Raw genomic sequence first — 19,031 nt, forward strand, 5'->3', positions numbered from 1 at the left:
CAAGCCTGGCTCCTACGGGGGGAGTGTAGATTTCAAGAATGGGGGCACCTGGGCTAAGGTGTTTGCATAGCCCCAATCGTTGAGCCTCCATGCCCTTTCTCACCCGCACCCACCCTCGCCTGTCCATCGCCACAACGCTTGGCATCGTAATGGGCATTGTGATCCCGGCCGAAACCCTCATCGGCAAAATCCTAATCGGCTGGAACGTCGGCGTCTGGACGTACCTGGTCCTGATGCTCTGGCTCACCGTGCGTTCCAAGGCCACGGACGTGCGACGCATCGCCGACATCGAAGATGAAAACGCCGGCCTGGTGCTGCTGGTGGTGTGCATCGCGGCGATGGCCAGCCTGGCCGCCATCACTTTCGAGCTGGTTGGCAGCAAGGACCTGGAAACCACCCGCAAACTGCTGCATTACGGCTTTACCGCCCTGACGGTATTGGGCTCGTGGCTGCTGATCGGGGTGATTTTCAGCGTGCACTACGCCCGACTGTTCTACACGTGGGAAGGCAAGGAACCGGCGCTGCGCTTCGCCGAGGGCCTGACCACGCCCAACTATTGGGACTTCCTGTATTTCTCCTTCACCATCGGCGTGGCGGTACAGACGGCGGATGTGGGCGTGGCCACGCGGGAAATGCGCAAGATCGTGCTGGCGCAGTCGTTGATCGGGTTTGTGTTCAATACGGCGATACTGGGGTTTTCGATCAATATTGCGGCGGGGCTGTTCGGGTGAAAGGTGCGCTATAGCGCACCGTCAATGCGAAGGATCATGGCGGCGGGCTCGGAGGCATTGCCGAAGAAATCCATGGCGCACACCTCAAACTCGTAAGTGCCGGGAAGTAGGTCAACGGCGGTGTAGTCAGTCAGTGGGGTACTGTCGAAATACTGGTGGTTGCTGTAAATGATGTACTCGCAAATACCAACATCATCCGTTGACGCCTCCCAGGTCAAAGTCACTGAATCAAGTGTTGAGGCCGTTTTTCTCAAGTTGCCCGGCTTACTCGGCGGCGTGGTGTCCCGGGCTTCATAGGTCACTATCGTCGGCTCCGATAGCTGCCCATACACATCAAATGCAGACACGCTGATGGTGTACTCCGCGCCTGGTACCAAGTTAGTCATTGGAATGAACGGAACAAACAGAACATCGCCAAAGTGCACATCATTCAGAACGATTCTGACCCCGGTCGCGCCCTCGAGCCTTCCCCACTCAAGCTTCGCCGACGTAGACGAGACAGCCGTAATTTCCAGATTCGGCGCCTTGGGTCGAGGTACCGGCGCCTGCCCGGTGGTTTTAAATACTGTGATTTCGCTACGACTTGAGAGATTTCCATCCGCATCTTGGGCGCGCACGAATACATAGTTATACGCCCCCGGGTTTAGTTTGCTGATGCTGTAGCGGGGTGACTGGGTATCAAAAACCAGGAACCCGTTGAGAACAACCCGGTATCCCATAACACCGACATTGTCGCTTGATGGCTCCCAGACCAAGTTTGCCGAAGTGTCAGTAATGTCGCTGACGACCGGAGTTCCCGGCCGGCTCGGAGGCACACCGTCCGAAATGGTTTTTTCCAACGTCACGACTTCAGAGCTATCCCCATCTATCAACGCATGAACGGAAAATCTCAAATGGTGTGGAACCGGCCCCGGCGATACATCGGCCAATCTGAAGTTGTATCCCCAACGTCCTGCGGCCACGGTAAATGTCTTTCCATTGATGGAGACTTCATGGGCCGGGAGTTTCTTGAAAACCGGGTCCCACGCCAACCTGCAAGCCCCATTGCTGTGGCTTAATCTCACGTTGGTGGGTACGCGCACTCGGGTTTTGAAATCGGTGATGGCAGGTTCCGATACACCTGCCGCATTAACCGCCTGCACCTCAAGGCGGTACCGGGTATGACTTTGCAGATGCCTGAGACTGACGTTTGGCTCATCCACGACCTTGATCAGCGATCCATTCAGGTAAATTCGATAGCGGATGTCTTCACCCCCATGGGCGGACGGCGCCCAGGTCATGGTGACGGACGCAGCAGTCAGCTCGCTCGGTACGGGAATGCCCGGTCTACCGGGAGCCAGCATTTTTTGCAGAAAGAGAAAACCTGGGTTTGAAACGTTGGTCGCCGATGCCTTGGCCACCACTTCAATCCTGTACTCGGCGTCGAACCTCAGCCCGGTGATTTCACAGGGCGGTCGGGTGACGGTCCTTGTCGCGAATCCCGCTCCGCTGACTTCAAAACCACTGGCATTCGGACACAAATGGCAGGTTGAATAGGGTTCATCCCAAGTCAGCACGGCACTGGTTGCAGAGTTGCGCCAGCCCCGGACATTGCCAGGTGCGCAGATCCGGTTGCCCTCATAACCCTGAGTTTCGATCTCTGAGCCTGCCGACGTTTCCTCATCGCAAGACATTGTGCGGTCCATTTCATGTCACCTGTACAAACGTTGATTTTCAGGCCCTACATTCAACCGACTCAACGGGATGCACAACTGACAGAACGGATAGTGGCACTGCGGATTTTTTGTGCTATGCCCGCGGATTTGTGCAGTGCAGCATCACCCAATCAGTGCACAAACCTTCTAGGCATCCCCCTTTAAACAGGCGTTTAATGAAGCGGTCCCCCCACCCCACAGGCATCCCATGATCACCCGCAACTGGCTCGACCTGGCCCAGGACGCCGATACCGGCATCGAGACCCTGCGCGCGCATTTCGAGGGGCATGCCTATGATCCGCACTGGCATGACAGCTATCTGGTGGGCGTCACCGAGCAAGGGGTTCAGCAATTCAACTGCCGGCGGGCCAGGCATCAGAGCACACCGGGCAAGGTGTTTCTGCTGGAGCCTGGCGACATCCATGATGGCGAAGCACCGACCGAAGATGGCTTCACTTATCGCATGCTGTACATCGATCCGCAGTGGTTGCGGCGCGAACTCGGCGCAGTATTCGACAGGGCCCCGGACAACAGCGAGTTGAGTTTCGCCAACACCCTGGCCAGCGATGTACGTCTGGCCCACGCCACCAGCCTGGCGTTCGAAACCCTGCACCGGCGCGAGTTGAAAATCGTCCGCCAAAGTGCCCTTGATGCGCTGCTGGATGGCTTGACCAGTCACCTGCACTGGCGCACCCGCTACAACGAAGACCCGCGCCTGCCGCGTGTGGCGCAGAAGGCGCGGGAGTACCTGCATGCCAACGCGCAATACGACATCGGTCTGGATCAACTGGCCGCCGTCACCGGTGTCGACCGCTTCCGCCTGACCCGCGCGTTCAAGGCCGCCTACGGCATGGCGCCCCACGCCTACCTGGTGCAATTGCGCCTCGCCACGGCGCGGCGCATGTTGGCCCGTGGCGAGCAACCGGCGAGCGTGGCCATGGCCCTGGGGTTTGCCGATCAGAGTCATCTGGGCCGCTGGTTTGTGCGGGCCTATGGCATGACACCCGCGCTGTACCGCAAGCGCTGCTCAAATCTTCCAGACAGGTAAGCCGCAGGTTGTGAAGATCCACTGACCGATCTTCACCGGAGTGTGCCTGCGATGCTGTCCTCTTTCCCGACGTTACTGCCCTTCTTGCTGTTTGCTTTCGTCGCCGCGATCACGCCCGGCCCGACCAACATTCTGGTGTTGAGCAACAGTGCCCGCTACGGCTTGCTCGCCGCCGTGCCGATCATCGTCGGCGCGTGCAGCAGCGCCGCCGCGCTTGTGCTGTTGGTCGGCACCGGTGCCGGGTCGTCGCTGACGGCCTGGCCGGCCGCACAAGCCGTCATGCAATGGATCGGCGTGGCATGGCTGAGTTATCTGGCATGGCAGATTTTCCGTGCCCCGCCCACCGCCATCACTGCCGAACAAGCCCAGGCCCGCCTCGGCTGGCTGGGCGCCGCGAGCCTGCAATGGATCAATCCGAAAACCTGGATGATGGCGCTGGCGGTGGTCAGTGTGTTTGCCGCAAGCGGCGAGCATCGCCTGACTCAGGTGATGATGTTGTCGCTGGTATTTTTTCTGGTGTCGCTGCCGTGCATGAGCGTCTGGGCCTTGCTCGGGGCCGGGTCCGGCCGCTGGTTGCGCTCGCCCCGTGCCATGCAACGCTTCAATCGGTGCATGGCGTTGTTGCTGCTGGGGTCGGCGTGGATGAGTGTGTTGGTCTGAACACCGCGTGTCGGGATATTGGGCGTGGGGATGGCGGGCGGGTTCGGCCCCCGGGAGCTTCCTGGTGGCTGTACTGGCCCCATCGCGAGCAGGCTCGCTCCCACATTGGAATGCGGTGCACTTGTGGGAGCGAGCCTGCTCGCGATTAGGTCCGGAAGTACACAGCAAAGCTTATTCTTTGCACAAAAACGAAACCGGTTTCAAAGCAACAGAACAATGAACAAACCACCTGTTTTATAAGTCTGTTCAGCTACGGCACCGACGTGGTACGCCTGCGCGGTGGCGGCTGAGTGGCCAGGGTATCTGGTCAATGGGCGAGCCTTTCGCTGAACCCGACGCCACACCAGCAATGCGACGAACGGGTACGGCCGCGTGCCCGTTTTCTTCAAGAAACTTCCCATCGCTTTTTTCCTTCAGCGAGCCGAGCACTCATCCTCAGGCCTCCGGAATAAAACCCCATGCGATCAAAAAATTAGCGCTCATTGTGAACGACTGACTTAGGCAGAGACGCCTCCTACAACCCTGGCAGCTTTCGCTGACAGCGCCTTAAAGAGTGTCTGATTACAGTGCGCCACCTGTAATTTGTGACAGGTTTCAAGGGCGTTCAATCGCGCTATAAAACAACCGTCCCTCCAGCTCCGCTCAGGTGCCTGTAGGACGGCCGCGCGAACCATGCCATTACGTTGTAGGAAGATTCTGCCGCGCCCACGCCGTCAATGATGATGAATGGGAGATTCGAAAATGTACCGCTCCGTCACCGCACCAGTTCGATCATCACCCACCCCGGCCGGCTTCCAGCCTCAGGAGTGCAATCAACCCCCGGCGATAACGCTCACCAACCGGGAACGAGAAGTCTTGCAGTGGAGCGCCGCTGGCAAGTCGTCCTGGGAGATTGGCCAGATCGTCAACTGCACCGAGGCCGGTGTGAATTACCACTTTTGCAACATCCGCCGAAAATTCGGCGTGAGGTCGCGCTGGATCGCCATGGCCATGGCGCTGGATCAAGGGTTGATTCAAATGCCTTGAAGCAGTGTCTGTACGGTGGCCGGCGTGTCATCGCCCCCTGTTGAGACCGTACATGAACCCGCACCAGACGCCTCATTGCTCCCTGCTCCAATCCTCCCTCGACAGTGCCTGTGACGATACGCGCGTATCGCCCGGGCACCCGACTAAAAAGCCGTTGCGCATCATCCTGGCCGACGACCATCCCGTGGTACTGATGGGCGCCGAAACGGCGTTGTGCCCACGGCCGGGTTCAGGCTTGAGCATCGTTGCCCAGGCCCACAGCGCCGACGAACTGATTCACCACCTGCAGCGCACGCCGTGCGATCTATTGGTCAGTGACTATGCGATGCCCTACGGGCGTTTTCCCGATGGCCTGGCGTTGATGGGCTACATCAAGCGCCATTTCAGCCATATTCCGCTGATCGTGATGACCATGCTGCGCAACCCTTCATTGCTGCAGGCGCTGCTCAATGCGGGCGTCAGCGGACTGTTCGACAAGCACAGCCCCTTGATCGAGTTGAAACGGGCCGTGTTGTCCGTGGCCAGGGGGCGTTCGTATTTATGCCCGACCTTTGCCGACATTCTGCACAGTGGGTCCCTGCCCGCGTACGGTGCCGGTGCACCGTTGGCCAGCCTGTCCGAGCGGGAACTGGAAGTGGTGCGGTTGTTTGTGCAGGGGCTTTCCGGTCGGCAGATTGCCGCGCAACTCAACCGCAGTGAAAAAACCATCAGCCGGCAAAAAAGAACCGCCATGGACAAGTTGGGGCTTGGCCATGACGGTGGGTTGGTGGAGTTTGCTCGGGTTAGTGGATTAGGATGATGAGAACAATAGCCATTTTATTTGAATAATTTTTTAATCTAAAAACTGGATGGCACATCAAACATCGATAGCACCATCCAGCACAACCGAACTCTACTTTAACATTACGAATTTCCATCCCCCAAATAACTTTTCTCCGGCTTGCTCCGATACCGATTATCGTAGTTTCTTTGAGCATTTCTATTCGCGTTATTCTGCCTCAGATTATTGAATGCATCACGCTCCTGCCGCCTGATTTTTAATTTAACCAGCTCAAACTCTTGAGCCTTACTCTTCAACTCCGCTGCTGACTGACGAGTAATACCTAGCTTGCCAACATTATCTTTTGCCCAAGCATGTAATGTCTTTGCATTCGATAGTATTTCGCTAGCGCTATCCTCTGACGCAAGAACATCTTTCACGAAGCTACGTTTCCCATGCCTACGCTCATAGTTCTTTACGTACTTACTATCACCAGCCAAGTTCCGATTTTCTCTCTTCAACTGGGAGAGCTGTGTTTCACGAAGCTCGACAACATCACTCAATCGTTGGACATCCTTAGTTTTTATAGGCCGAACCGATGCTGCCGTGTTTTTTTTGTTCGTTAAAAAGGCGCTTGGTGCACCCGCTTTAAAAGCAGTGGTAGTAGTTGGCCTAAACAGCCGTAAAAAATTTCCATACCACGAATGCCCTGTCGGATCCTTTCTATTAATTGAGTCCCCCTCACAATACGCATAAGCATTCACCCCCCCCTCCCCAAACGGACTCCAACTGTCCGCACTATGAAACCGCATCAACACCGGGTTATAAGCCCGATACCCATTCCCCAACAGCTGCCACCCCGTTTGCGCCTCACGGAATTCGCCGTTGTAGCCCAGGTGTGTGCTCACCGACCGTTCAGCACTGGGATGCCCATAAGCCGAGTAAGCGATGTCGTTGGCAGTACCGTTGCCGATTTCATTGCAGACGCTGTTCTTCTGATCAAACGCCAGCATCAGGGACTTTGGGTCAGCACCTGCCTGGTGCTCGGCGAGCACGACCCCGTCGCCACGCATGAAGGTGCTGCTGTTGGCCCCCTGGACCTGGTTGGCCAGATCGCCGTCACGGTAGAAGCGCTGCGACTGTGCGCCGTCGCCACTGTCGACCCCGGACAAGGTGTCCAGCGGATCGTAGCGATAGCCGCTCGGTGTTTCGCCGGGCAAGGCGCTGACATGGGTCAGGCGGCCCAGGGCGTCGTATTCCAGCTCGCGGTTTTGTTCATCGCGGATCAGGTGGCCGTCGGCGTCGTATTGCGTGTCGCCATCCCCGATCTGACAGGCAAGCTAAAGGCGGGAGACACGATCAGTGTCGAGTTCACGCCCAGGTGTTCGATGGACTGGATCGCATGAGCGAGTCAATAACCGGTGGACGCAAGCAACGTTTCACCTACAAACCGGGGCAGACCCGGCCGGCGACGGTCACCACGGCCAGTAACCAGGTCATTGTCTATGACTACCAACCGCAACTGGGCGAAGAACCCAGCGTGCGACGCCTGCCCGAGCAGGGACCGGCCGAATACGTGCGCGATGGCAAAAATGCCCGACTGGTCAGTTGCAAGGAAGGTGGCCTTGAGCTGCAACGTCAGTACTTCAGCACCGGTGAGCTGAAAAGCGAGACTCGGGTTCAGGACGACGCTGTGCATACCATGCGCTACGACTACAGTCGCCAGGGGCTTTTACTCGGTTACACCGACGTACTCGACCAGACCCAGACCTGCACCTATGACGCGGCCAATCGCCTGGAACACACTCGTCTGGGCAGCACCTCGTCGAGCTTTACCTTCGACAGCCTGGGTCAACCGCTGACCATCAGCACCCAGGACAGTGCCAGCGGTCAGCGACTCACCATTAGCCTTGAGCACGATGGACTGGGGCGCGAGACCTTGCGCACGTTCGATCTGAATGGCGTCGAACAGACATTGACGCAGGTCTACAACGAAACCGATTTGCTGGTGAGCAGAACACTGCGCGAAGGCGCCACGTTGCTGCGCGATGAAACCTACGACTACGACCTCCGTGGACGGCTGATACAGTATCAGTGCGAGGGCAGCCAGCCGCCCGTGGACCCTTATGGCAAGGCGATTGTCAGTCAGCTGTTCAGGTTCGATGCCATCGATAACCTGACGAGCGTGAGAACGACTTATCAGGGGCCGGGTGGCACCGTCAGTACCAACAACGCTGTCTACAGCTACACGGGCATTGATCCGGCGCAGTTGTCCAAAGTCACCAACTCGGCCTCGGGGGACGGTTATCCCGCCGTCATCGAACTTGAATGCGCCATCGGGCTCCAGCGCGCCGCAGCCTGGATACTCCGGTACGGGTTGCTCGGCAAAGGAAGGGAAACTCGCAGGCGGCAGTTCCACGGCAATCGCGTTGACGTCAACCTCAGTCGTTTGCGAATGCAGATCGTTCACCAGGCCAGGGCCGCTCACCTGATAGTGAACTGGCACAGGATCTCCATTGCCGCCCTCCTTGATGTAGGCCCAGGGAATGACAACGGAATAAGGCCCCCCCGGTACATGCTCATCGTCATTGTCATCAAAAGTCACCTGGGCTTCGGCGACGCGAGCGCCCCGCCAGTAAAAATCAACGACCTGTCCATTCTTCGCACCGGCGTACCATTCAAAGTGGAATGTGGCGTCTTTGTTCTGATCGGCTCGGGTCAGTTGATTGGTTCGGGTTCCATCGAAATTTTTGACTTCACCTGCAAGCAAGTCCGGGTGGATCGGGTTGGGCCAGTCCACGGGTGGCCAAGGGTCCGGCCAGGGCAACGCGACCTCGAAATTGACTTTGAAGGTGTCGGACTCAGGACCGAATGGCCGCCCTTTGCGGACCACCTGATAACTGACGAGGGTGTCTTTGACCCCGGTTGTCGTTTGTCCATAGTCTGTAAGCATCAACAGCGCAGGCAGCACCGGAACCTCGATATTGGGCAGGCCGTTGCCGGGAATGGGAAAGTCCTCCAGCGTTTGCCCACCCCATTTCAAACGAATTTCATCTCTGACTTTGAAGTTGTCGAATTTGTCGATCCAGACACTCACGCCATCGCGGACATGGGCCATCGTCAATGGACCAGGGACCGCTTGCGGCACCCGTGGCTTTTTCAAAGCGGTGGGCAGTGGCCCGAACGTGAGGCTGACTTTTTTGTAAAAGGCCGGAGGGCTGGGGTTCAAGGCTTTGTCGCGCAAGGCATAGGTCATCAGCGCCCTGGTATCACCAAGCGCCCGGATAGTGTCAGCGTCGATCTCGATGGTGCTGTCGGTGATACCCGGTGCAGGGGCAAGGCCCGCAAAAATCGGTGGGGTGGTGGTTGGATCGTCCGGGATGTTGTCTTCATCCACCAGGTAGATGGCGATTTGATCCGTGGCTTGCCAATCCGGGTAACCGGCAATCGTTACGGTGAGCTTGCCCCCCACTGGCAGCGAATCATCGTCGAGGAAATCCCCGGTAAATACCGGCGCGGCTGGCGGGTCATGTTTGTAAGGCGGCAGCCTGTCGCAAAAAAACGTAGTGATTGGCGAGTCAACTTCATCGCCTTGGTAAGAGCGGTGAACGTATTTCAGGTTACACGTCGCGTTCTCGGGAAGACTGTCGGTCGAGATGAGCATCTTGTAGGGAAACTCTTCCGGAAACGCCGTTTCTCCCGCGGGGATCACAAACTCTTTGAAACCCACCGTTTCAAAGTTACCGCTGCCTCGGTCGATCATGAGCGTGACTGTTTCCCTGACAGTCGGTGGTGGCAGGGCATCCCACAGCGGGATATACACGTTCAGCCCACCGTTACCCTTGAGCTTGGGCCCGTGCAAAAGCTTGGTTGCGCTATCGGCAAAGTCCTCGGGCTGGATGATGATCTCCTTTTCGGCAACTTTTGCCCGATACTCGGAGCGCATTTTCAGATAGGCACTGTTCGCCTCTTGTTGCGATTGCAAATTCTGTTTGATCGACATGCTCTTTCCCTCCTGTCACGCCATTTGAGCCATGGGCGGCGCCACGGCCATTGCGTCGGTCGACAGCATGGGCGCCACGGGAGGGGCAAATGCATCCGTGCCCGCAGCAGGCCGAACTGACCTTGGGCGGATTAAGCGCTCAAGAAGGAAAAAGCGAAACTGTCAATGTTGACAGGTAGGCACCGGTTCCCTGCGCAGGGAGGGACGGGATTGCGCAGGGTTGAAACCAGTGAAAACGCCCGAAAACTTCAGGCACGCCGCGCCTCAAGCAACCTTGTCGCACACAACGCAATGCGCCGACAGGCATCGGCCAGTTTCAACCGGTCCACCACCAGGCCGATGCGAATATGCCCCGCAGCGCTGGGCCCGAACGCCTCGCCGGCCAGCACCGACACGCCATAACCCTCCAGCAGCCGCTCGGCGAATTGCTGAGCGGACAGCCCGGTCTGGCGCACATCGACCATCACGAACATGCCGCCATCGGGGCGAATGACCCGCAGGCCCGGGCAATGGCCAAGGCTTTCGCACAGCAGGTCGCGGCGCTGGCGGTATTCATCGCGCATCAACGCCACTTCCGGCAGGTTGGCATCGAGGGCCAATTGCGCGGCGTTCTGGATGAAATCGGGAATGCCGAACAGCATGCACATCGACAGGTTGATCAGGTGTTCGCACAAGGTCTTCGGCCCGATCACCCAACCCACCCGCCAGCCGCTCATGGCGTGGGACTTGGACAGGCTGTTGATGGTGGCCGTGCGTTCGGCCATGCCCGGCAGGCTGGCGGGGCTGATGTGTTCGCCCTCGTAGAGCAGGTCGCTGTAGACCTCGTCACTGATCAGCCACAGGTCATGGCGCACGCACAGTGCAGCCAGCTCTTTCCAGATTGGTAATGACAGGCTGGCCCCGGACGGATTGTTCGGACTGTTGAGCAACATGGCGCGGGTGTTGGGCGTGATCAGCGCCGCTACATCCGCCGGGTCGACCCGAAAGCCGTTCTGCGAGCGCACCGGCACGGGCACCACCTTGGCACCGCAGGCGCCGAACACGCCTTCGTAGGTGACGTACATCGGTTCGGCGACGAGCACCTCATCGCCGGGGTCGAGCAGGCATTGCACCACCGAGTACACCGCACATTGCGCGCCGGGGAACACGACCACATGGTCGCCGTCCACCGCCTGGCCACTGCGCTGCTGGTGGCGTCGGGCGATGCTGTGGCGCAACCCCGCGCTGCCGCGCACCGCCGGGTAGTGGGTGTCGCCGGCCAGCAGGCTGTCGATGGCGGCCATGACGATGGGTTGTGGGGTGTCGAAATCCGGGTCGCCGATTGACAGCAGCAACACATCGGCACCCTGCTCGCGCAGTTCGAGCGCTCGGTCGTGAATTTGCCAGGCTGCCGCGCCGTCACCGGCGATGCGTTGGGTCAAGGTCGAGTAGCGCATGGTGTTCTCCTGTGGCGCGGTTTCCCTGCCCACAACCCTATCTCAATTCAACGAACGCGCCACCCTCACCTTCCGGTTAATCGCCGGATTCGACAGGTTGCCTGGGATACGGATGTGCCTTTTAAACGCGGCCTGCACGTGCTTGTTTAAGCGGCTGCGCAGTTACTTGAAGCAAGCTACAAGCGCTTGCGTCGCCGCCTACGCTTACGCCAGAATCCGCCGGCTTGTGCGCCTTGGGGGCCGTCGGTAACTTGAATCGGGTCACTGAGTGTCAGTGATCGGGTTTAGCAGCCCTGAACAACCTAAGACGTACTACGCAACTCTCAGTCAGGTTTTGCGCCTGCATTCTGATGGTAGCTGTACGCAGGGCGCCTTCGGGCGCGCCGGATTCTTAGGTTCCCCGGTCTGCTAACCTGCGTCCAGCTGCCACCCTCCCCGTTTAGCAGCAGGCGGGATGGCACATCATCAGGAATCTAAGAAATGTTCAAACCAACACCAAACCCGCCAGGCACCGACCCGGCCTCGCCGTACGAACCCGACTCGAAAACACTCAACGAAGCCGCCGAACGCGCCCTCGACTTCCACTTCCCTCCCTCCACCGCCGACATCAAGGCCACGCCACGCACACCCAGCACCCTGTTCAGCGTCGACCCGCAAGCGTCGAGCGAAACCCTGATGGTGTACCTGGTCGAAACCCTGGCCTCGGTGGACGTCATGGTCCATCAACTGGTCGATCACCTGGAAGGCGGCTCGCGCAATGCCCTGCTGGGCATCTCCAACAGCATCATGCTCGCCGAAATCACCGCCAACCGCGTGCTCGACCAGCTCGACCCGCCCCACTGACACCGCGTGCATCCTCAATGCCCGTGTCATCGTTGATGACCATCGCGAGCAGGCTCGCTCCCACAGGGGATAATCGTCGGACTCAAATGTAGAGTTCACGCAGGTTCAGTGTGGGAGCGAGCCTGCTCGCGATGAGGCCATCAGCTCCAACAGCTCCACTGCCTGACACTGCGCCATCGCTGGCAAGCCAGCTCCCACAGGCTCGCGGCGCACCGCTATTTTGTGGTCCCCCCCAACACCGTAGGAGCCAGGCTTGCCGGCGAAGGCGTTCTCGACCAGCTCGACCCGCCTCACTGACACCGCGCGCATCCTCAATGCCCGTGTCATCGTTGACGACCATCGCGAGCAGGCTCGCTCCCACAGGGGATATTCGTCGAATTCAAATGTTGAGTTCACGCAGGTTCAGTGTGGGAGCGAGCCTGCTCGCGATGAGGCCATCACCTCCAACATCTCCACTGCCTGACACTGCGCCATCGCTGGCAAGCCAGCTCCCACAGGCTCGCGGCGCACCGCTATTTTGTGGTCCCCCCAACACCGTAGGAGCCAGGCTTGCCGGCGAAGGCGTTCTCGACCAGCTCGACCCGCCTCACTGACACCGCGTGCATCCTCAATGCCCGCGTCATCGTTGACGACCATCGCGAGCAGGCTCGCTCCCACAGGGGATATTCGTCGAATACAAATGTTGAATTCACGCAGGTTCAGTGTGGGAGCGAGCCTGCTCGCGATGCGGCCATCACCTCCAACATCTCCACTGCCTGACACTGCGCCATCGCTGGCAAGCCAGCTCCCACAGGCTCGCGGCGCACCGCTATTTTGTGGTCCCCCCCAACACCGTAGGAGCCAGCGGTGCGGCGACCCGACTTGCCGGCGAAGGCGTTCTCACGGGCGCCTTCGCCGGCAAGCCTGGCTCCCACGGTTACGAATACGGATACGGTCAGATGGAGAAGCGCGCGACCATGGCGTTGAGGTCCACGGCCAGGCGTGACAGTTCGTGGGTGGCGGCGCTGGTCTGGTTGGCGCCGGCGGCGGATTGGGTGGCCAGGTCGCGGATGTTCACCAGGTTGCGGTCGACTTCCCGCGACACTTGCGCCTGTTCTTCCGACGCGCTGGCGATCACCAGGTTGCGTTCGTTGATCAGGTGAATCGACTGGGTGATCTGCTCCAGGGCGACGCCAGCGGCACGGGCCATTTCCAGGGTGTCCTGGGTGCGCTGGTTGCTTTGCTGCATCGACGACACCGCCTCACCGGTGCCGTTCTGAATGCCGGCGACCATTTTTTCGATTTCCTGGGTCGACTGCGCGGTGCGATGGGCCAACGCCCGCACCTCATCGGCGACCACGGCAAAGCCGCGCCCTGCTTCGCCGGCTCGTGCCGCTTCAATGGCGGCATTGAGCGCCAGCAGGTTGGTCTGCTCGGCAATCGCCCGAATCACATCCAGCACCTTGCCGATATCACGGCCCTGTGCGGCCAGGCCCTCGATCATCAGCGAGGTGTTTTGCACATCGTGGGTCATGGTCTGGATGGCGTCGACGGTTTGCACCACGCGGTCGCGGCCTTCGCGGGCAGCCTGGGTGGACTGGTTGGAGGCTTCGGAGGTGGACACCGCATTGCGCGCCACTTCTTCCACCGCTGCGGTCATTTCGTTGACGGCGGTGGCGGCCTGTTCGATTTCGTTGTTCTGCTGTTGCAAGCCACGGGACGCCTCTTCGGTGACCGCGCTCAGCTCTTCGGCGGCGGCGCCCAGTTGCGTGGCGGAGCCGGCGATTTGCTCGATGGTTTTACGCAGGTTGGCTTGCATCATCGACAAGGCTTGCAGCAGTTGCGCCGGCTCGTCCTTGCCGTCCACCACGATGGCTTGGGTCAGGTTGCCGCCGGCGATGGTTTGCGCCGCCTGCACCGCACGGCCCAGCGGCGTGACGATGCTGCGGGTCAGCAGCCAGGCCAGCAGCACGGTCATCAGCGCCGCGATCACCGCCACGGCGATGATGCCGGTGATGGCGCTGCTGTAATGTTCGCCGGCGTCCGCCGAAGCGGTTTTGGCGTAGCCGGCATTGAGCGCCACCAGTTGATTGAGCTGCTCGCCCATCTGATCGGTACCGTCCTTGATACGCGTATTGATCAGGGTGCGCATGTCATCGACATTGTTTTGCCGCGACAGCTCCATCATCTGGTTCTGCGCTTGCAGGTAGTTGTCGAGTGTGGCGGTGAAGGTCCTGTACAACGCCAGTTCTTCGGGTTGGGCGGGCAAGGCGGCGTAACTGGCCTGGGCGGTGCGCAGTTTGTCGACCAGCACGCCAATGCGCGTTTGCGCATCCTGCAACGCTGCCGGGTCACGGTTGACCAGTACCCGGAAGGAAAGGATGCGCATGCGCAGCACGTTTTCCGTCATGTTGCCGAGGAACGCGACGCTGGGCAGTTGGTTGGTTTCCATGTCCACGGACGCCTGGCGGATGGTGCCCATGCGATTGACGGCGAAAACGCCGAGCACGATGACCAGCAAGGCAATAAAGGCAAAGCCCAGGAAGGCTCGGGGAGCGATGTTCAGGTTACGCAACGACATGGGAGGGCTCTCGGTGATTGAGCGGCGAGCATCCCTGCCAGGTTGGTTGTCGGGCGCAGGTGTGTGTGCGCCTGACCTTTATATCGGCCAGGCGTGGGGGTTTTCTTAAGGGTTTTTTCGAGAATTTTCGATGACTGTCAATTGTGACAGGCGGCCATTTGCCACACCCGGGCGATGTCCGTCGCCCGTTCACGCAGCAAACGCGGCGCATCCATGCAGGCCTGTGCCAGGGTCATCGGCCCACTCGTCACGGCGAAGGCGGCATCGATGCCGTGTTCATATAACGCCTGATAGCCCTCGCCCAAGGTTCCGGCAATCACGATCACCGGCACACCCTGCTGCCGGGCGATGCGCGCCACACCGAACGGCGTTTTGCCGCGCAGGGTCTGGGCATCGAAGCGTCCTTCGCCGGTGATCACCAGGTCTGCACCGGCCACTGCGTGCGCAAGGCCGACCAACTCGGCCACGACCTCGACTCCGGCGGTAAATCGCGCCCCCAGAAATGCCTTGGCGGCAAAGCCCAGGCCACCCGCGGCACCGCTGCCCGGTTCGTCACGCACGTCCTTGCCCAAGGCGCTTGCGCAGTGATCGGCGAAATGGGCCAGGGCACTGTCGAGCTGTTCGACCTGCTCGGGCGATGCGCCCTTTTGCGGGCCGAATATCGCCGAGGCACCGTGGGGGCCGCACAGCGGGTTGTTCACGTCGGCCGCGATGTCGAAACGCACGGAGGCCAGACGCGGGTCGATGCCTGCCAGATCGATACGCGCCAGTTGCCCGAGGGCCAGGCCGCCCGGCGCCAGTGGTTGCTCGTTGGCATCCAGCAGGTTCACCCCCAGTGCTTGCAGCGCGCCGGCGCCAGCGTCATTGGTGGCACTGCCGCCGATGGCCAGGATCACCCGTTGTGCACCCGCATCCAGCGCCGCGCGGATCAGTTCACCGGTGCCGTAGGTGCTGCTGATGCAGGCATTGCGCTGATCCACCGCCACCAATTGCAAACCGCTGGCTTCGGCCATTTCGATGATCGCGGCGTGGCTGTCGGGCAACCAGCCCCACGCGGCGCTGACGGTAGCGCCCAGCGGCCCGCGCACCTCGGTGCGGCGCAGTTGGCCCTTGCAGGCGGCGAGCACCGACTCGACCGTCCCTTCCCCACCGTCGGCCATCGGGCACTTGAGCAGTTGCGCCTGCGGCCAGACCTCGGCCAGCCCCAATGCGATGGCATCGGCCACGCCCTGGGCGCTGAGGCTGTCCTTGAACGAGTCGGGGGCAATGACGATCTTCATGGCAATTCTCCGGTTGCAAGGCCCCCATGCTGCCAGCCGGCCTGAACAATAACGCCGGGCCGCTGCACAAGCGGTTGAGTGGATTATTGTTCATTTCCACAAAACGTGGCTTCACCTGTAGGAGCGAGCACGCTCGCGATGGAGGCCCAGACACCGCGGGCACCCAGACAGCCCGCGTCATCGTTGACGACCATCGCGAGCGTGCTCGCTCCTACAGGGAATGGGTGTCTGTCTGGGGCAGCAGCTGCACACCCAGGTACAAGGCCAGCATGCCGTCGAGCTTCAAGGGGTCGACGCCGCCGATCTCGGCAATGCGCTCCATGCGATAGCGCAGGCTGTTGCGGTGGATGCCCAGCGCATCGGCGCAGGCCTGGCTCTGGCCGTCGTGCTCGCACCAACTGCGCAGGGTGGCCAGCAACTGACCGTTGCTGTCCTTGGCCATGACCTTGCGCAACGGGTTGAGCAGTTCGTCCAGCGCGTCATCGTTGCGGTGCCGCCAGAGCATCACCGGCAGCCGATAGCGGTTGAGGGTCAGCAAGCGCGATCGGGGCAACACCTCGCGCCCGTAGGCCAGCAGGTCGCCGACCCGGCGGTAGCAGCGACGCAGGCCCGAGAGCCCGTCGGCCTGCCCCCCCACGGCGATGCGCAGGATGTTCCAGCCCAGCGCGTCGAGCTTTTCCAGCAAGCGTTCGTTCTCCACCGATTGGCTGGCCGGGCGGCACCAGAGCAACGAGGTTTTGGCCGAACTCACGCACCAACTGTCAGGGTGACGGGTCGTCAACCAGGCACTGAGTGCCTCAGCGGTTTGCCCCGCAGCGTGTTCCAGACCCAGCTCGAACAGGTACGGCACCCGCGTCATCTGTGGCTTGAGGCCCAACTGCTGCGCTTCATCGACCAGTCGCGGCGAGTCGCCGGACTCGCTGAGCAGCAGCGCCAGCAAATCATCGCAACGCTGGCGCCGCCATTGCTGTTCCGACTGCTGGTTGCGCTGGCCCACCAGCATCTCGGCGGTCATGCGCACCAGGGCGGCGTAGGTGCGCAATTGCTCGGGCTCGCCGGTGATGCCCAGCACGCCGATCAGGCGCTGGTCGAGCATCAGCGGCAGGTTGATGCCCGGTTGCACGCCTTTGAGGTGGATCGCCGTTTGGGCGTCGATCTCCACCACGCGACCGTTGGCCAGCACCAGTTGCGCGCCTTCGTGTCGGGTATTGACGCGCTCCGGTTCGCCGCTGCCCAGGATCAAGCCCTGGCTGTCCATGACATTGACGTTGTACGGCAGGATAGCCATCGCCCGGTCGACGATGTCCTGGGCCAGGTCGTGATCGAGTTCGAACATGAGGGGATCCTTGCAAACGAGATTGTCGGGCGGTTGTTCACCCGCACAGGCTGTGCCGGCAAACCCTGTGCTCAGGCACAAAGACAGCGCCTACGGGGTGACCGAGACTCTGCGGGCGACCCACGTTACCCTGCGCGTCGCAAAAAATCATAATAAAGAGAGAGCCGCCATGTCACAGAGCGCCGCCGCTACCCAGACCATCGTCGACGAGAAAAACGCCGTCTACAAACGCATTACCCTGCGTTTGATCCCCTTTATTTTCATCTGCTACCTGTTCAATTACCTGGACCGGGTGAATGTTGGCTTCGCCAAGTTGCAGATGCTCGACGCGCTGAAATTCAGCGAAACCGTGTACGGTTTGGGCGCCGGGATTTTCTTCATCGGTTACGTGTTGTGTGGCGTGCCGAGCAACCTGGCCCTGACCCGTTTCGGCCCACGGCGCTGGATCGCGCTGATGATGATCACTTGGGGCACGCTGTCGACCTGCCTGCTGTTCGTGACCACGCCGACTCAGTTCTACAGCCTGCGTCTGTTCACCGGTGCTGCCGAGGCCGGGTTCTTCCCGGGCGTGGTGCTGTATCTCTCGCAGTGGTTCCCGACCTTCCGCCGCGGCCGCATCATGGCGCTGTTCATGTCGGCGATCCCGGTCTCGGGTTTGCTGGGCAGCCCTTTCTCCGGCTGGATTCTCAACCACTTCGCCGCAGGTCAAGGTGGCCTGGCGGGCTGGCAGTGGATGTTCCTGCTGCAGGGCATTCCCACCGTGATCCTCGGCGCGCTGGCGTACTTCCTGCTCAGCGACAGCTACGCCAACGCCAAATGGCTCACGCCGCTGGAGCGTTCGGTGCTGGAAGCCGACCACGCGCACGACCTGGCCAACCAACCCAAAACCACCTCCGATTCGCTATCGGCAGTGTTCAAGAACCCGGCGATCTGGGCATTCGGCCTGATCTATTTCTGCATCCAGAGCGGCGTCTACGCGATCAACTTTTGGCTGCCGTCGATCATCAAGAACCTGGGGTTCAGCGATAACCTGGTGATCGGCTGGCTGAGCGCCATTCCGTATCTGCTGGCCGCCGTGTTCATGTTGATGGTGGGCCGCTCGGCGGACCTGCGCAAGGAACGCCGCTGGCATTTGGTGGTGCCGATGCTGATGGGTGCGCTGGGGCTGCTGATCGCGGTGAACTTCGCCACCAGCCCGGCCATCGCGATTCTCGGCTTGGCCCTGGCGACCATGGGCGCCCTCACCGGCCTGCCGATGTTCTGGCCGGTGCCCACCGCCCTGCTCAGCGCGGGCGCCGCAGCCGGTGGCCTGGCGTTGATCAACTCCATGGGGCAGATGGCCGGTTTCCTCAGCCCGTATCTGGTGGGTTGGGTCAAGGACACCACCGGTTCGACCGATGCGGCGTTGTATCTGCTGGCGGCGGTGATCGTGTGCGGCAGCGTGTTGGCGTTGCGCATGACCCGCACCCTGCGCGCTTGATGATTGATCTGTGATTGTAGGAGCCAGGCTTGCCGGCGAACGCGTTCTCACGGGCTCCTTCGCCCGTAGGAGCCAGGCTTGCCGGCGAAGGCGTTCTCACGGGCGCTTTCGCCTGTAGGAGCCAGGCTTGCCGGCGAAGGCGTTTTCACGGGCGCTTTCGCCGGCAAGCCTGGC

General features: G+C 60.5%; 16 protein-coding genes and 1 pseudogene. 8 read left to right on the forward strand and 9 right to left on the reverse strand.

What is annotated here, in order from left to right; translation table 11 throughout:
- The first annotated feature begins 89 nt into the window (after nucleotides 1-89).
- Nucleotides 90-731, forward strand: coding sequence for a DUF1345 domain-containing protein (locus tag ACQKP2_RS11755; RefSeq protein ID WP_427576542.1), 642 nt, complete (start codon nucleotides 90-92; stop codon nucleotides 729-731).
- Between the two features lie 8 nt (nucleotides 732-739).
- Here the strand turns inward: ACQKP2_RS11755 and ACQKP2_RS11760 are convergent, their stop codons facing one another.
- Complete coding sequence (locus ACQKP2_RS11760; RefSeq protein WP_427576544.1) at nucleotides 740-2,416, reverse strand: fibronectin type III domain-containing protein; 1,677 nt, start codon at nucleotides 2,414-2,416, stop codon at nucleotides 740-742.
- Nucleotides 2,417-2,633: 217 nt separating this feature from the next.
- Between ACQKP2_RS11760 and ACQKP2_RS11765 the strand changes: the two genes are divergently transcribed.
- The 4 genes from ACQKP2_RS11765 to ACQKP2_RS11780 all read left to right on the forward strand — a co-directional run bounded on the left by ACQKP2_RS11765 (nucleotide 2,634) and on the right by ACQKP2_RS11780 (nucleotide 5,958).
- Nucleotides 2,634-3,473 carry an AraC family ligand binding domain-containing protein gene (locus tag ACQKP2_RS11765; protein WP_427576546.1) on the forward strand — a complete coding sequence of 280 codons (840 nt, stop codon included), beginning with the start codon at nucleotides 2,634-2,636 and terminating at the stop codon, nucleotides 3,471-3,473.
- A 51-nt stretch (nucleotides 3,474-3,524) separates the two neighbouring features.
- Nucleotides 3,525-4,133, forward strand: coding sequence for a LysE family translocator (locus ACQKP2_RS11770; protein ID WP_427576548.1), 609 nt, complete (start codon nucleotides 3,525-3,527; stop codon nucleotides 4,131-4,133).
- Between the two features lie 741 nt (nucleotides 4,134-4,874).
- Complete coding sequence (locus ACQKP2_RS11775; RefSeq protein WP_427576550.1) at nucleotides 4,875-5,159, forward strand: helix-turn-helix transcriptional regulator; 285 nt, start codon at nucleotides 4,875-4,877, stop codon at nucleotides 5,157-5,159.
- A gap of 52 nt (nucleotides 5,160-5,211) precedes the next feature.
- Nucleotides 5,212-5,958 carry a response regulator gene (locus ACQKP2_RS11780; protein WP_427576551.1) on the forward strand — a complete coding sequence of 249 codons (747 nt, stop codon included), beginning with the start codon at nucleotides 5,212-5,214 and terminating at the stop codon, nucleotides 5,956-5,958.
- Nucleotides 5,959-6,062: 104 nt separating this feature from the next.
- On the opposite strand, the gene ACQKP2_RS11785 is transcribed toward ACQKP2_RS11780, so the two are convergent.
- The gene (locus ACQKP2_RS11785; protein ID WP_427576552.1) at nucleotides 6,063-7,139 is read right to left on the reverse strand and encodes an RHS repeat-associated core domain-containing protein; all 1,077 of its coding nucleotides are present in this window, start codon (nucleotides 7,137-7,139) and stop codon (nucleotides 6,063-6,065) included.
- A 9-nt stretch (nucleotides 7,140-7,148) separates the two neighbouring features.
- Between ACQKP2_RS11785 and ACQKP2_RS11790 the strand changes: the two genes are divergently transcribed.
- A complete protein-coding gene (locus ACQKP2_RS11790) occupies nucleotides 7,149-7,325 on the forward strand; it encodes a hypothetical protein (protein WP_427576554.1) in 177 nt (58 codons plus the stop codon).
- Between the two features lie 5 nt (nucleotides 7,326-7,330).
- On the opposite strand, the gene ACQKP2_RS11795 is transcribed toward ACQKP2_RS11790, so the two are convergent.
- The 3 genes from ACQKP2_RS11795 to ACQKP2_RS11805 all read right to left on the reverse strand — a co-directional run bounded on the left by ACQKP2_RS11795 (nucleotide 7,331) and on the right by ACQKP2_RS11805 (nucleotide 11,358).
- A complete protein-coding gene (locus ACQKP2_RS11795; RefSeq protein WP_427576556.1) occupies nucleotides 7,331-7,618 on the reverse strand; it encodes a hypothetical protein in 288 nt (95 codons plus the stop codon).
- Between the two features lie 33 nt (nucleotides 7,619-7,651).
- The gene (locus ACQKP2_RS11800) at nucleotides 7,652-9,922 is read right to left on the reverse strand and encodes a hypothetical protein (RefSeq protein ID WP_427576557.1); all 2,271 of its coding nucleotides are present in this window, start codon (nucleotides 9,920-9,922) and stop codon (nucleotides 7,652-7,654) included.
- A gap of 248 nt (nucleotides 9,923-10,170) precedes the next feature.
- Nucleotides 10,171-11,358: a pyridoxal phosphate-dependent aminotransferase gene (locus tag ACQKP2_RS11805; protein WP_427576559.1), complete on the reverse strand. Its 1,188-nt coding sequence runs from the start codon at nucleotides 11,356-11,358 to the stop codon at nucleotides 10,171-10,173.
- Between the two features lie 480 nt (nucleotides 11,359-11,838).
- Here ACQKP2_RS11805 and ACQKP2_RS11810 point away from each other — a divergent pair, with 480 nt between their 5' ends.
- Nucleotides 11,839-12,201, forward strand: a complete 363-nt coding sequence (locus ACQKP2_RS11810) for a DUF6124 family protein (RefSeq protein ID WP_427576561.1) — start codon at nucleotides 11,839-11,841, stop codon at nucleotides 12,199-12,201.
- A gap of 934 nt (nucleotides 12,202-13,135) precedes the next feature.
- On the opposite strand, the gene ACQKP2_RS11815 is transcribed toward ACQKP2_RS11810, so the two are convergent.
- From ACQKP2_RS11815 to ACQKP2_RS11830, 4 genes and pseudogenes are all read right to left on the reverse strand, one after another.
- On the reverse strand, nucleotides 13,136-14,002 hold the full coding sequence (locus tag ACQKP2_RS11815) for a methyl-accepting chemotaxis protein (protein ID WP_427576567.1): 867 nt from the start codon (nucleotides 14,000-14,002) through the stop codon (nucleotides 13,136-13,138).
- A pseudogene (locus ACQKP2_RS11820) lies at nucleotides 13,994-14,761 on the reverse strand (MCP four helix bundle domain-containing protein); the annotation flags it as partial. The gene ACQKP2_RS11815 and the pseudogene ACQKP2_RS11820, both read right to left, overlap by 9 nt.
- 137 nt (nucleotides 14,762-14,898) lie before the next feature.
- Nucleotides 14,899-16,041 (reverse strand): glycerate kinase, encoded by a 1,143-nt coding sequence (locus ACQKP2_RS11825; protein WP_427576562.1) that lies wholly within the window; start codon nucleotides 16,039-16,041, stop codon nucleotides 14,899-14,901.
- 211 nt (nucleotides 16,042-16,252) lie between these two features.
- Nucleotides 16,253-17,377 (reverse strand): sugar diacid recognition domain-containing protein, encoded by a 1,125-nt coding sequence (locus ACQKP2_RS11830; RefSeq protein ID WP_427576563.1) that lies wholly within the window; start codon nucleotides 17,375-17,377, stop codon nucleotides 16,253-16,255.
- 169 nt (nucleotides 17,378-17,546) lie between these two features.
- Here ACQKP2_RS11830 and ACQKP2_RS11835 point away from each other — a divergent pair, with 169 nt between their 5' ends.
- The gene (locus ACQKP2_RS11835; protein ID WP_427576564.1) at nucleotides 17,547-18,857 is read left to right on the forward strand and encodes an MFS transporter; all 1,311 of its coding nucleotides are present in this window, start codon (nucleotides 17,547-17,549) and stop codon (nucleotides 18,855-18,857) included.
- Nucleotides 18,858-19,031: the final 174 nt, after the last annotated feature.

Source organism: Pseudomonas sp. NPDC089569 (assembly GCF_050280625.1).
GTDB lineage: Bacteria > Pseudomonadota > Gammaproteobacteria > Pseudomonadales > Pseudomonadaceae > Aquipseudomonas.

Bases quoted from the DNA above. Each gene is read 5' to 3' on its own strand.
- ACQKP2_RS11755 (WP_427576542.1), top strand. From the start codon at position 90: ATGCCCTTTCTCACCCGCACCCACCCTCGCCTGTCCATCGCCACAACG.
- ACQKP2_RS11760 (WP_427576544.1), bottom strand. From the start codon at position 2,416: ATGGACCGCACAATGTCTTGCGATGAGGAAACGTCGGCAGGCTCAGAG.
- ACQKP2_RS11765 (WP_427576546.1), top strand. From the start codon at position 2,634: ATGATCACCCGCAACTGGCTCGACCTGGCCCAGGACGCCGATACCGGC.
- ACQKP2_RS11770 (WP_427576548.1), top strand. From the start codon at position 3,525: ATGCTGTCCTCTTTCCCGACGTTACTGCCCTTCTTGCTGTTTGCTTTC.
- ACQKP2_RS11775 (WP_427576550.1), top strand. From the start codon at position 4,875: ATGTACCGCTCCGTCACCGCACCAGTTCGATCATCACCCACCCCGGCC.
- ACQKP2_RS11780 (WP_427576551.1), top strand. From the start codon at position 5,212: ATGAACCCGCACCAGACGCCTCATTGCTCCCTGCTCCAATCCTCCCTC.
- ACQKP2_RS11790 (WP_427576554.1), top strand. From the start codon at position 7,149: ATGGGTCAGGCGGCCCAGGGCGTCGTATTCCAGCTCGCGGTTTTGTTC.
- ACQKP2_RS11795 (WP_427576556.1), bottom strand. From the start codon at position 7,618: ATGCACAGCGTCGTCCTGAACCCGAGTCTCGCTTTTCAGCTCACCGGT.
- ACQKP2_RS11800 (WP_427576557.1), bottom strand. From the start codon at position 9,922: ATGTCGATCAAACAGAATTTGCAATCGCAACAAGAGGCGAACAGTGCC.
- ACQKP2_RS11805 (WP_427576559.1), bottom strand. From the start codon at position 11,358: ATGCGCTACTCGACCTTGACCCAACGCATCGCCGGTGACGGCGCGGCA.
- ACQKP2_RS11810 (WP_427576561.1), top strand. From the start codon at position 11,839: ATGTTCAAACCAACACCAAACCCGCCAGGCACCGACCCGGCCTCGCCG.
- ACQKP2_RS11815 (WP_427576567.1), bottom strand. From the start codon at position 14,002: ATGATGCAAGCCAACCTGCGTAAAACCATCGAGCAAATCGCCGGCTCC.
- ACQKP2_RS11825 (WP_427576562.1), bottom strand. From the start codon at position 16,041: ATGAAGATCGTCATTGCCCCCGACTCGTTCAAGGACAGCCTCAGCGCC.
- ACQKP2_RS11830 (WP_427576563.1), bottom strand. From the start codon at position 17,377: ATGTTCGAACTCGATCACGACCTGGCCCAGGACATCGTCGACCGGGCG.
- ACQKP2_RS11835 (WP_427576564.1), top strand. From the start codon at position 17,547: ATGTCACAGAGCGCCGCCGCTACCCAGACCATCGTCGACGAGAAAAAC.